An 11,614-nucleotide genomic window follows, 5' to 3' on the forward strand; every position below is an offset into this window, starting at 1 on the left:
TCCCTGGATATTTGAATCTCAGTCCCTGACGGCTCTCGCCACCAGCCGCGCTATGCTCGGCCCGGCGATGAGCACGACCAGGAAGCGGGTCGACTGCAAGGCCATGACGAAGGATATGTCGACGTTCTGCGCGGCGGCGGCAATGATGGCGACGCTGTCCATGCCGCCGGGGCTGGTCGCGAGATAGGCGGTCAGCGGATCGATACCAAGGACGTGGCTGATCAGCCAGGCTAGCCCGCCGCAAAAGGCGATCAGCACGACGATAGAGCCGACGATCTGCGGCAGCGCCCGTGTCGCATGACGCAGGATCGCCCGGGTAAAATTCAGCCCTATCGACCAGCCGACCATCGCATAGGAGAGCGCCAGCAGCCATGGCGGCAATTGCATCGCCACGCCGAAGCCGAGATGGACGATGGTGCCGATGATGAAGGTGCCGAGGAAGAAGGGTGACGGCAGCCGGCACAACCGGCCGAGCAGGCCGCCGACCAGCGCCACGCCGAGCGTGGCGGCAAAGGCTGCCGGTTCGATCAGCGGGAACCAGACGATGGCTGGTACCTCGATGCCCGACGTGTCGACCCACATCTTGGCGACGAGCGCCGCCGTCATCGAGACGAAGATGACGCGCAGATACTGCATGAAGGCGACGAGGCGCTGATCGGCGCCGAAGGCACCGGCCATCAGCACCATGGCAGTGGCAGCACCCGGCGACGAGCCCCAGACCGCGGTGGTGCCGGGCAGGATGCGCCAGCGGCTGATCAACCAGCCAAGCAGGCTGGACGCCGCAAGGGTCGCCAGCACCACGACAAGGACCAGCGGCCATTCCTTGTAGAACACCGAAAAAATGTCGGTGGAGATCGACGCCGCGACCAGACAGCCGACCAAGGCCTGGGCGGCGGCGAACAGCGGCCGCGGCACGCGCACCGTGGCGCCATTGGTGCCGGCAAGGATCGCCGCCAGCATCGGGCCGATCAGCAGGGCCGCCGGCAGTGCGGCGTATTCCAGCGCGCCGGCGAACAGCAGCGAGACGATCAGCAGCACCAGCCATTGTCGGACCGGACGCATGCCCGCCATGCGTTCGACGGCCGGTCGGTCTGGCGAAGAGTCCATGTTTGGGTCTTAGACCTGGAAGAGAAAAATGCGAACGCTGTCTCGGAAGAAATTCAGGACCCCGACCCCCCGTTGGGATGTCACTCGTTTTTGATGGCGGGCAGGCCGAAACCGCCGGCCGGATGGGTCTCGACCTGGAATTCGAAGCCGGCGATGATCGGCCGGGCCTTGGCGATCGCTGCCTGGACTTCCGGCAGCTGCAGCGAAGCCTTGTGGCTTGCGGCGTCGGTCCACACTTCGGTCACCCAGATCGCGTCGGCATCGGCCGGGTCGCGGGCGATGACATAACTCAGGCAACCCGGCATGGCGCCGGTCGAGGCGAGCAGCACATCCATGATCGCGTCGCGCTGGCCGCGCGCCGCCCGCATCTTTCCGATCAATCCGTACATTGCCTCTCCCCTTTCTTCCAACCTCAGCAAACGTGCGCACGACATGCATGGTTGCGAGACGCAGTATGCAATTGCCGGCTCACGGCATCAACTGGCCACCGTTCACCTCGATCACCTGGCCGGTGATGTAACCACTCAGGAGATCGGAGGACAGGAAGAGATAGGCGCCGACGCAGTCTTCGGCCGTGCCGGCACGCCCTTGAGGAATGGTGGCGACCATGCCCTTCATCTGCTCGTCGGTGGAATAGCGCTCATGGAAGGGTGTCGCGATGGTGCCCGGCGCCACCGCGTTGACGCGGATGCCGAAGCCGATCAGTTCCTTGGCCATGCCGCGCGTCACATTGGAGACAAAGGCCTTGGCCGAACCGTACAGCCCGGCGCCGCCGCCAGCGCCATTGCGCGCCGCGATCGACGAGGTGTTGACGATGAAGCCGCCCTGCTTCTTCAGCCATGGCATCGCCTTGCGCGAGGCCGTCAGCACCGAGCGGGCATTGAGGTCCATCACCGCGTCGTAGTGCGCCTCGGTCTGCTCCGCATAGGGCACGCGGCCGAGCATGCCGCCGGCATTGTTGATCAGCCCGTCGAGCCGCCCGAATGTTTCGGCGCTCTCCTCGACTACCCGCTCGACATCGGCTGCCTGTGAGAAGTCGCCCTGTGTCAGGAACACCTCACCGCCGCTGTCGCGGATGTTTTTGGCCAGCGTTTCTGCGGCCTCCCGGCTCGAATTGTAGTGCAGGGCGACCCGGCATTTCTGGGCGGCGTAGGCCAGTGCAAGGGCGGCACCGATGCCGGTCGAAGCGCCGGTGACCAGCACCACCTTGCCGGCAAGATCGGGGATGACGAGGGTGGTCGCGGTCATGAGCACTTTCCTTCGGGCTGTTTGGCCACCCTTCGTAGGCTCTCATGGCCTTCACGTTCAAGCCCGTGGCGGCTCAGGGCCGGAGATAGGCGTAGCCCTGGCGCTGCAGTTCGGCGAGCTTGACGACGCCGCCCTTGTCGGCGGCGTGGAAGCCCTCGAGCAGGTCGGCAAGCGTGATCTCCATGCCTTGCATGGTGTTGCCGCAGGCATGCGGCTCAAGGCCCTGCTGGACAAGGCCGGCAAAGCGTCCCGAGATCGCCGCCGATATGCCTTTCGACTTGAAGCCGGCGAGGGCCGGACCATGCACGACCGACACGATGTCGACATTGCCGCCGGTGCCTTCATAGTGGTTCTTGATGTTACCGAGCACGAAGTTGACCTTATCGAGGTCGCTGAGGTGATAGGCGACCTTCGGTCTGTCTTCAGCGGCGGCGGCCCGGCTCAGCCCGAACAGGCCGGCGGCACCGGCAAGGCTGGCCCGGAACATGTCGCGTCGACGCATGGCATCCTCTCGGCTTGGCGCTCCCCGCAAATTGCGTGGCTGCGGCCATGATACTAGCATAAATTCACGTTACGTCCTGTCGATGCGAGGAGGGGTCACATGGCGTTCAGGAAGTGGAAGGTTGTTGCCAGCGCTGGATTTGGCGCCGTGCTGCTCGGCGCGTTTGCGGGTTTTGCCGGCGATGCGCTTAAATTACCCGAACTCAGCCCGAATGGCGTCGATGCGTGTTTCGGCCGCGTCTATGATGCGGCGCACCTCAAGGCGCATCCAAAGCAGAAGGTGGCGCGGATTTTCTTCCTCTTTGGCCATGATCCGGTGAGCCATCCGAACGAGGAGCCGACGGCAAACGCCGACACCTCCTACAACGGTTTTCTCACCACCACGGTGCGCGGCGCCAAGGCGCCGCAATGGGCCGGCGGCTGGTGCAATCACGAGTCCGAGGACGGCAAGTCAGGTCCGGTCCGCTGCGGCATGGACTGCGACCGCACCATGGCGTCGCTGAAGCTCGACGACAAAGGCCGCCTGATCCTCACCGACGTCTCGTCCGATCTCTATCTCGACGCCGGATCGGAAGACGAACTGGGCGAAGCCGAATATGACCGGCAGGCGCTGGGCTCGGAGGACGATAATTTCCGCCTCGACCCGATGCCGGCCGCAACCTGCCAGGCTGAGTTCGCCAAGATCGACCCGATCGATCCGGCTCTCGGCGCGCCACTGCGCGAGCAGCTGAAGTCGGACCAGCCATTCTGCTATGGGCGCGACTACGATGCTGCGCATCTCTCCTCGCATCCCGACCAGGTGACTCAGTCGATCCGTGTCTTTCGCGGGCCGGTGGAACTGGCCTCCTTTGCCTCAGGCGGCGATGTCGCCAACTGGCCCGACGGCGCCGACATCGGCGTTTCCGTGACAACCAGGGAGAACGGGGCCAAGGTCACGCAGACCTATTCCTGCCAGGGCGAGGCGGACCAGTGGCGTTGTGCGGCGAGTTCCAAGATTAGCAACTTTGCCTGCGACATCAGCCAGAAGGAAATCTACCTCAAGCGCGGCGCCAATGGCACCATGATGCTCGCCAACCCCAACAGCAGCCTGGCCATCGTTGATCTGTGCTCGAAGGAAGCTGGCGGCAAGACGGAGTCGGATGATAAGATCTACAGGCTGGAGCCAATGCCGCAATCGGCTTGTGCGCCTTAGTCACTCTTAGCAGCCATTTGACAATGAATATGATGCGTCGCAGCTTTCTTGGTTTTCTGACTTCCTTGGCCTTCATCGGTTCCGCCAACGCTGAAGGCGAGGCTGAGGCTCGCAAGGCGGCCTCAACAGCACAGTTGAAGAAGGAGGGCGTGCCGTTCATCGACCATTTGCCGACGATCGAAACCGAAGCCGAAAGTCGGCGACGAACGAAGGACGAGGTGGTTAAACGCGCCATCGCACTGGTGATCGTGGCCGTCACAGCGGAGACCAATGATCGAAATCTTTTAAGCAACTTGATAAGCCAGTTTGGAGCCGAAGGGTTTTTTACGCCCAAAGAGCAAGCGTTTGTCGGTAACCCCGTTGCAACCGAGCAAGATCGCGCAAATTTTAGCTGGCGCTATGAAGGGGCTTTCGTAATGTTGTGGGCGTTGCAAGTCTTCAAAAACCTTGAGCGTCCAGACAAGCCTTGCGATGCGTCGCGTATGGTTTCGGTGTTGCGTGACCTCGACACGGAAGGGCTGCTCAAGCGGGCCAATTTGCGCCCGCAAAGCGAGCTTCTCGATGCTGCCGATCTGATCTATCGGTACAATTGGGCTGTGATGGATGCGCGAGTGAATGGGAAAGCCGCGCCGGCAGGATTGGAACGAGACGTGGTTGTCGAACGTCATTACGCGCTCAATTGGCTGATTGGGTATATGGGGCAGGAATGGGATGACATCTCGACCGACACATGATGAGCCGATCGCAAGCGGGTGCTACCTTGGATCGGACTTCGCTTGCCGAGTTTGGATTTGACGAACTTAGACGGTTCGCCTGACTACGCTTTTGCCGAGGCCGAGCTGGCGCGCGCTTGAGCAGCAGGCGCTGCCCGATTTGGATGCAATCAACGCCTGGATGTAGCCATTGGCGAGCTACCCACATGGCGGTAATGGCGCAATCGATCCGGCGAGGTCGGCAGATCCTCGCCCGAGGATGATGCCCTGAGTTTTTCCTCAAGCAAACGGCACAGCAGTGGTGCCTTTCGGCAGCTTCGCCTCGTCGTCGGGCTCGACATGGATGGTGACGCGCACCGAGGGATTTCGGCCTTCAGCGCGTCCTCGATGCGGTCGCAAATGACGTGGCTGGCGCCGACCGTCATGTCGGCGTCGACGACCAGGTGGAACTCGATGAAGGTGGCGCGGCCGGCGATGCGGGTCTTGAGGTCATGAACCTCCAGCGCGCCCTTGCAATTGGCCGAGATGATGTCGCGAATGTGCATGTGTTCGGTCGTGTCCACTGCGCGGTCCATCAGCCCGTTCATCGACGAGCCGATGACGTGCCAGCCCTGCCACAGGATGTTGAGCGCGACGATGACGGCAAGCGCCGGATCAAGGATCTGCCAACCGGTCAGGATAGCGCCGACGAGGCCGCCGAAGACGCCGACCGAGGTCACGACGTCGGTCATGATGTGCCGGCCGTCGGCGACCAGCGCCGGTGATTTTGCGCTGCGCCCGGCGCGGATCAGCGTCCAGGCCCAGAAGGCGTTGATGACGGTGGCGACACCGTTGATCGCCAGGCCCTCCCAAGGTTGTTCGAGCGGGGTCGGCGTCTGCCAGGAGCGCCAGACCTCGTTGAGGATCAAAAGCGCGGCGAGCACGATCAGCACGCCTTCCAGCACCGCCGAAAAATACTCGGCCTTGTGGTGGCCGAACGGATGGTCCTGGTCGGCCGGCTTGTAGCTGACCAGGACCGCCCAATAGGCGGCGGCCGAGGCTATGACGTTGACGATCGACTCCAGCGCATCCGAATAGAGCGCAACGGAGCCGGTGACGTACCATGCGGCAAGCTTGAGCGCGAGCACCACGCAGGCGATGACAATCGACCAGAAGGCAAGGCTGGCGACCCTCTGCCTGGCCGCTGCCTTCGCTGCTATCGCCGCCATGTTGTCGGTTGCCGCCATCGTTTTCTAAGCGGCCTTTTCCTTGGCCTTGCGCGGCAAATGCGCAACGATGTTCTCGATGATGCGCATGCCGGCATTGTGGCCGAGCGTCATGATCGATTCCGGATGAAACTGCACCGCGGCGATGGGCTCCTTGCGGTGCTCGAAGGCCATGATGACGCCGTCCTCGGTCTCGGCGGTGACGATGAAATCGTCGGGCAGCCGCACCGGATCGGCAAAGATCGAGTGGTAGCGGCCGACGGTCACTTCCTTGGGAAGGCCGGAGAAGATGATTCCGGGTTTGGAGACGCGGATCCGCGACGGCTTGCCGTGCATCGGCACGTGCAACTGCCTGAGTTCGCCGCCATAGGCCTCGGCCAGCGCCTGCAGGCCAAGGCAGACGCCGAAGATCGGCAGGTCGCGGGCGCGGGCGTTCTTGATGGTCGCGGCGCAGTCGAAATCCTTCGGCGTGCCCGGTCCGGGCGACAGCACGACGAGATCGGGCTTCAGCCGTTCGAAGACTTCTTCCGGCACCGGCGAACGCACGGTCGAGACATTGGCACCGGTCTGGCGGAAATAGTTGGCCAGTGTGTGGACAAAGGAGTCTTCGTGGTCGACGAGCAGGATGTTGACGCCGTCGCCGACGCGCGCGGTGGTGCGTTCGGCGCCTGCGGCATTGCCCAATTTGGCGTCGCGAATGGCGGAGAGCATGGCGGATGCCTTCAGTTCGGTTTCGGCTTCTTCTTCCTCGGGGATGCTGTCGAAGAGCAATGTGGCGCCGGCTCGCACCTCGGCAATGCCGTCCTTGATGCGGATGGTGCGGAGCGTCAGGCCGGTGTTCATGTCGCCGTTGAAATTGACCATGCCGATGGCGCCGCCATACCAGGCACGCGGGCTCTTTTCGTTCTGCTCGATGAAGCGCATCGCCCACAGTTTCGGCGCACCGGTGACGGTGACCGCCCAGGCATGCGACAGGAAGGCGTCGAAGGCATCCATGCCTTCGCGCAGGCGCCCTTCGATGTGATCGACGGTGTGGATCAGGCGTGAATACATTTCGATCTGGCGGCGGCCGATGACGCGCACCGAGCCCGGATCGCAGACCCTGGACTTGTCGTTGCGGTCGACGTCCGAGCACATTGTCAGCTCGGATTCATCCTTCTTGGAGTTGAGCAGCTTCAGGATCTGCTCGCTATCGGAAATGGCGTCGTCGCCGCGCTTGATGGTGCCGGATATCGGGCAGGTCTCGACGCGGCGGCCATTGACGCGCACGAACATTTCGGGCGAGGCGCCGATCAGATACTCGTTTTCGCCGAGATTGATGAAGAAGGAATAGGGCGACGGGTTGATCGACTTCAGCTTGCGCGAGATTTCGGAAGGCTGCGTCTCGCAGCGTTCGTAGAACATCTGCCCGGGCACGACCTCGAACAGGTCGCCGCGCTTGAAACTGTCCATCGCCTTGCGCACCAGATTGGCGTATTCGCCCGGCTCATGGTCGCCGCGCGGCGGGATGCGGTCGGCGGTCTTGAACGGTTCGGCGATTTCGTCCCGCGGCAGCCCCTCGGTTGAAAAACCGTCGCCGGAATAGTCGTAGCGGTCGGTCCAGGCCTTGGTCGAATAATGGTCGACGACCAGGATCTCGTCAGGCATGAACAGCACGAGATCGCGCTGGCTCTGTTTGCGCTCGAGCTTGTAGTCGACTGGATCGAACTGGAAGGCGAGGTCGTAACCGAAGGCGCCGTAAAGGCCGAGATTGGCGTCTTCATCGGTCTTGAACAAAGCGGTGATGGCGCGCAGCACAGTAAACACAGAGGGGACGCGGCTGCGCTCTTCCTCGGTGAAGACGCGGCCGGGCTTGGCGACATCGAGGCGGATCAGCTTTTTCGAGGTTTCAGCAATCGTCACCTCGGCAATGCCGGCCAGCGTCTTGCCGATCACCGGCAGCAGCACTTCGCCACGGCCGTTCAGCGCCTCGATGCGCATGGCGCGGCCACGCGCGGAAATCACCAGCGGCGGATCGATGATGGCCGTATCCCAGCGTGTGTAGCGGCCCGGATATTCGTAATTCGAGGAAAACACCGCACCACGGCGCGAGTTCAAGCCGTCGACATAAGCATCGATCGCACCGGCGTAAGGCTTGTCGTGGCGTTCGCGGGTGATGGTGACACCACCTGCGGTCACGAAGCTTTCCGCGCCGTTTTCCAGAGCCTTCATCGTCATTGCCGTCTCCATATGGCTTGTTGGGGCAACGGACCCGGGAATGGCTTTGAAAAAACAAATGGCCGCCCGGACATTCCGTTGCGGCCACCCTCTATTTTCACGCGCACGCGTTCGAACAGGCCGCTGTCAGCGAGCCCACCACCAAATGGTCTTGATCGAGCGCATGTTCATGGGCGAAATCCATAGCGGCGAAAAGCCGGATGCGCAACAGGTTTGAAAGGCCTGTTTGTGGCCGCCGCTTCTGCAGCCCATGGCACATCGCCAAGGCTTGGGGTCCTGCCTAGACTGTTCGTCCAACATCGGAAAGACGGGAAGACAGCAATGACCGAGCAGATCGAGCGCGCACGCACGTTCCATGCCCTTCATGTCAAGGGCAACCCGATCGTTCTCTACAATGCCTGGGATCCGGGCTCGGCCAAGATCGTCGAGAGGGCGGGCGCCAAGGCGATCGCCACCGGAAGCTGGCCGGTGGCAGCCGCCTTCGGCTATGCCGATGGCGAGAAAATCCCGCTGGAGCTGGCGCTGGACAACATCAAGCGCATCGTGGCGGCAGTCGACCTGCCGGTGACCATGGACCTCGAAGGCGGCCACGGCGTCGAGCCGGTGACTGTCGCCCAGACGGTGACACGTGCCCTGCAGGCCGGCGCCATCGGTTTCAATTTCGAGGACCAGATCGTCGGCGGCGCCGGTCTGCACGACATCGCCATACAGGTGAAGCGCATCGAGGCGGCAGCGGCGGCGGTGAAGGCTTCCGGCATTCCCGCCTTTATCAACGCCCGTACCGACATTTTCCTCAAGGCCAAGCCGGATGTGCATGACAGCGTGCTGCTCGACCAGGCCATCGAGCGGGCGCACGCTTATGAAAAGGCAGGAGCGAGCGGCTTCTTTGCGCCGGGGCTCGGCGACGAGGGTCTGATCGAGGCGCTGTGCAAGGCCACCGTGCTGCCGGTCAACATCATCGCGCTGGCGCATGTGCCGCCGCGCCAGCGCCTGGCCGAGCTTGGTGTCGCCCGTGTGAGCCACGGCCCGGTGCCGTACCGGCAGATGGCCGAATGGCTGGAGGCCAAGGCGCGGCTGGCGATTTCGGGTTAGCTCAGTCCTCCAGCGTGCCTGACCTCGCGTCGGCGCTCTTCTTGTCGCCGACCAGCTTCAAGAGATCCTCGCCGGCGCGGATGATGCGGCGCGAGCGGCGGGTCAGGATGACGCCGTCCTGCGGCGCCAGCACTTCGGTGCGGCCGCCGGCCTCGCCCGGTGTGTGGACGATGGTGGCGAGGCGCGCGCCCTTGGCGACGCGGTCGCCGGGCTTGACGTCGTAGAGGATGGCGCCGGCCCGGGGCGCCGGCATCATGTCGATGTTCTCCAGCGGCGCGACGAGGCCCTTGAACGCGCCGGGTGCGGGAAGGGCCGTATCGGCGATGACGCCGCGCGCCGCCAGCAGCCGGTAAAGGCCTTCGGCATCGGAACTTGCCAGCGCGCCGTCGACATCCAGCATGCCACGGTATTCTACCGTGGTGGCAACGCGGCGGTCGAGCTTCGCCACGTTGGCGGGGACGTTCTGGTAGGGCATGATCGTGGCGCCCTCGAAGGTGCCGTCGGTGTCCTCGCTCCACAACACCACGGCGTCGATACCCATGGCGGCGGCGCAATCGGCCATCGCCGGCCACAGGCTGGCGTGGACGTAGAGATAGGCAAGGCCCTCGTCGTCGCAATGCAGGTCGAGCACGATGTCGTGGCCGAGCGACAGCTGCACCAGACGGGTCTTCAATCGCTGGTCGGGGGTGCCAAGCGTGGTGTCGGGCAAAAGCTTGGCGTCCGGTGCTGCGAGCAACGGAAAGCCGCGGTTGAAATTGTTGCGGGTGCCGAGATGAAAGCGGCCCTGGTGCTCGCCGAAATGATATTGCGCGCGGCCGATCGGATTGGCCCAGGGCACGACCGTGATGCTGCCCTTGATGCGGCCTTCCGCTTCGGCCTTGTTCAGCGCCGGCATCAGCGCGTCGATGGCGACGACACCAGGCAATTCACCGGCGTGGAGTGCTGCCTGCAGATAGGCCGAAGGTGCTGCCTTGTCGGCGCCGGCGAAGCGGAACACCGGGAATTCGTAGGAAACGCCTTCGGTATCGCCGGCGATGCGTTCGATCGATTTCTGCATGGGATGCCTCCAGGATAAGAGGCAGAACACATGCACTTTTGCCGAAGGGCTGTCGATTGGTCCAGTTCGCGCCGCCATGGGCGCAATGGAATTATTCGGCGGCGGCCGGAACCGGCGTTATCGGCGCCGATCCTTCGAGCGCCTGCGAGACAACGGCTACGCTGACCGCCAGCAGGGCCAGCACCGCGCCGACCAGCGGCAAATGAGCATAGGAAACGCCGGCCGACAGAGCCACGCCGCCGATCCAGGCGCCGCTGGCATTGCCGACATTGAATGCGCCCTGGTTGAGCGTGGCGGCGAGGTTCGGCCCTTCCGAAGCCGCTTCGACGACGCGGATCTGCAGCGGCGGCACGACGACGAAGATCAGCAGTCCCCACAAGAAGACGATGCCGATGGCGACGCTGGCGATCGCGCCGTACTGCATGAAGCCGACAAACAGAACTGCCATCAAAAGCAGCGTGCCGATGACCGTCGGCATCAATTTCCAGTCGGCCAGCCGGCCGCCGATGATGTTGCCTATGGTCATGCCGGCGCCGAACAGCAGCAGGACCCAGGTGACCGCGGAGGTCGACAGGCCGGAGACATCGGTAAGGTAGGGCTTGATGTAGGTGAAGACGGCAAACAGGCTGGCCGAGGCCAGCGAGGCGATCAGCATGGCGAGCCAGACCTGCAGCTTGCCCAGCACGCGCAGTTCGCTGCGCAGGCCGCCGCCGCTCGGTTCGACGACATTGGATGGCACCAGCCAGGCGATGGCGGCAACAGAGATCAGGCCGATGCCGACGACGGCAAAGAAGGTGGAGCGCCAGCCGAAGGCTTCGCCAAGCGCGGTGCCGGCAGGAACGCCGAGAATGTTGGAGAGCGTCAATCCCGCGAACATCATCGCCATGGCGCTGGCGCGCTTGTTGCGCGGCACCAGGCTGGCGGCAACGACGGAACCGATGCCGAAAAAGGCGCCATGACCGAACGCGGTGAAGACGCGCGCGGCCATCAGGAGCCAGTAATTGGGCGCAATGGCGCAGAGCAGATTGCCGACGACGAACATCGCCGTCAGCGCGACCAACACTGGCTTGCGCGGCAGATGCGCGGTGGCCATGGCGACGATGGGTGCGCCGAAGACGACGCCCAGCGCATAGCCGGTGACCAGCAGGCCGGCCGAGGGGATCGACACGCCGAGATCGGCCGCAACCTCCGGCAACAGGCCCATGATGACGAATTCGGTGGTGCCAATGCAGAAGGACGCAATGGCAAGCGCAAGGATCGGCAAAGGCATGGAAAATCCAGA

The 11,614-nt window shown here is 63.5% G+C and carries 10 protein-coding genes and 1 pseudogene; 3 read left to right on the top strand and 8 right to left on the bottom strand.

Annotated features, from left to right (window positions below; translation table 11 throughout):
- Positions 1–18 precede the first annotated feature (18 nt).
- From NKL04_RS00675 to NKL04_RS00690, 4 genes are all read right to left on the bottom strand, one after another.
- The gene (locus NKL04_RS00675) at positions 19–1,107 is read right to left on the bottom strand and encodes an AbrB family transcriptional regulator (protein ID WP_023699700.1); all 1,089 of its coding nucleotides are present in this window, start codon (positions 1,105–1,107) and stop codon (positions 19–21) included.
- An 80-nt stretch (positions 1,108–1,187) separates the two neighbouring features.
- Complete coding sequence (locus NKL04_RS00680; RefSeq protein ID WP_023691624.1) at positions 1,188–1,496, bottom strand: putative quinol monooxygenase; 309 nt, start codon at positions 1,494–1,496, stop codon at positions 1,188–1,190.
- A gap of 79 nt (positions 1,497–1,575) precedes the next feature.
- Positions 1,576–2,355: an SDR family NAD(P)-dependent oxidoreductase gene (locus NKL04_RS00685; RefSeq protein WP_023699699.1), complete on the bottom strand. Its 780-nt coding sequence runs from the start codon at positions 2,353–2,355 to the stop codon at positions 1,576–1,578.
- 73 nt (positions 2,356–2,428) lie between these two features.
- Entirely contained in the window at positions 2,429–2,857 is a 429-nt protein-coding gene (locus NKL04_RS00690) for a DsrE family protein (RefSeq protein WP_023699698.1), read from the bottom strand.
- Between the two features lie 99 nt (positions 2,858–2,956).
- On the opposite strand from NKL04_RS00690, the gene NKL04_RS00695 reads away from it, so the two are divergent.
- Positions 2,957–4,048: a hypothetical protein gene (locus NKL04_RS00695; RefSeq protein WP_023699697.1), complete on the top strand. Its 1,092-nt coding sequence runs from the start codon at positions 2,957–2,959 to the stop codon at positions 4,046–4,048.
- A gap of 23 nt (positions 4,049–4,071) precedes the next feature.
- Positions 4,072–4,782: a DUF4272 domain-containing protein gene (locus NKL04_RS00700; protein ID WP_245271334.1), complete on the top strand. Its 711-nt coding sequence runs from the start codon at positions 4,072–4,074 to the stop codon at positions 4,780–4,782.
- Positions 4,783–5,040: 258 nt separating this feature from the next.
- Here the strand turns inward: NKL04_RS00700 and NKL04_RS00705 are convergent.
- Positions 5,041–5,969: pseudogene (locus NKL04_RS00705) on the bottom strand (cation diffusion facilitator family transporter).
- A 24-nt stretch (positions 5,970–5,993) separates the two neighbouring features.
- On the bottom strand, positions 5,994–8,183 hold the full coding sequence (locus NKL04_RS00710; protein WP_023699694.1) for an anthranilate synthase: 2,190 nt from the start codon (positions 8,181–8,183) through the stop codon (positions 5,994–5,996).
- Between the two features lie 321 nt (positions 8,184–8,504).
- Here NKL04_RS00710 and NKL04_RS00715 point away from each other — a divergent pair, with 321 nt between their 5' ends.
- Positions 8,505–9,275, top strand: coding sequence for an isocitrate lyase/PEP mutase family protein (locus NKL04_RS00715; protein ID WP_023699693.1), 771 nt, complete (start codon positions 8,505–8,507; stop codon positions 9,273–9,275).
- Position 9,276: 1 nt separating this feature from the next.
- Here NKL04_RS00715 and NKL04_RS00720 read toward each other — a convergent pair whose 3' ends face one another.
- Both NKL04_RS00720 and NKL04_RS00725 read right to left on the bottom strand, forming a co-directional pair.
- Positions 9,277–10,332: a succinylglutamate desuccinylase/aspartoacylase family protein gene (locus NKL04_RS00720; RefSeq protein ID WP_023695830.1), complete on the bottom strand. Its 1,056-nt coding sequence runs from the start codon at positions 10,330–10,332 to the stop codon at positions 9,277–9,279.
- Positions 10,333–10,423: 91 nt separating this feature from the next.
- Positions 10,424–11,602 (bottom strand): MFS transporter, encoded by a 1,179-nt coding sequence (locus NKL04_RS00725; RefSeq protein WP_023695829.1) that lies wholly within the window; start codon positions 11,600–11,602, stop codon positions 10,424–10,426.
- Positions 11,603–11,614 lie beyond the last annotated feature (12 nt).

This window comes from Mesorhizobium sp. C264A (genome assembly GCF_040324515.1).
Taxonomy (GTDB): Bacteria; Pseudomonadota; Alphaproteobacteria; order Rhizobiales; family Rhizobiaceae; genus Mesorhizobium.

Coding starts and splice junctions, on each gene's coding strand:
- NKL04_RS00690 (WP_023699698.1), bottom strand. CDS start 2,857: ATGCGTCGACGCGACATGTTCCGGGCCAGCCTTGCCGGTGCCGCCGGC.
- NKL04_RS00685 (WP_023699699.1), bottom strand. CDS start 2,355: ATGACCGCGACCACCCTCGTCATCCCCGATCTTGCCGGCAAGGTGGTG.
- NKL04_RS00675 (WP_023699700.1), bottom strand. CDS start 1,107: ATGGACTCTTCGCCAGACCGACCGGCCGTCGAACGCATGGCGGGCATG.
- NKL04_RS00710 (WP_023699694.1), bottom strand. CDS start 8,183: ATGACGATGAAGGCTCTGGAAAACGGCGCGGAAAGCTTCGTGACCGCA.
- NKL04_RS00725 (WP_023695829.1), bottom strand. CDS start 11,602: ATGCCTTTGCCGATCCTTGCGCTTGCCATTGCGTCCTTCTGCATTGGC.
- NKL04_RS00700 (WP_245271334.1), top strand. CDS start 4,072: ATGAATATGATGCGTCGCAGCTTTCTTGGTTTTCTGACTTCCTTGGCC.
- NKL04_RS00680 (WP_023691624.1), bottom strand. CDS start 1,496: ATGTACGGATTGATCGGAAAGATGCGGGCGGCGCGCGGCCAGCGCGAC.
- NKL04_RS00695 (WP_023699697.1), top strand. CDS start 2,957: ATGGCGTTCAGGAAGTGGAAGGTTGTTGCCAGCGCTGGATTTGGCGCC.
- NKL04_RS00720 (WP_023695830.1), bottom strand. CDS start 10,332: ATGCAGAAATCGATCGAACGCATCGCCGGCGATACCGAAGGCGTTTCC.
- NKL04_RS00715 (WP_023699693.1), top strand. CDS start 8,505: ATGACCGAGCAGATCGAGCGCGCACGCACGTTCCATGCCCTTCATGTC.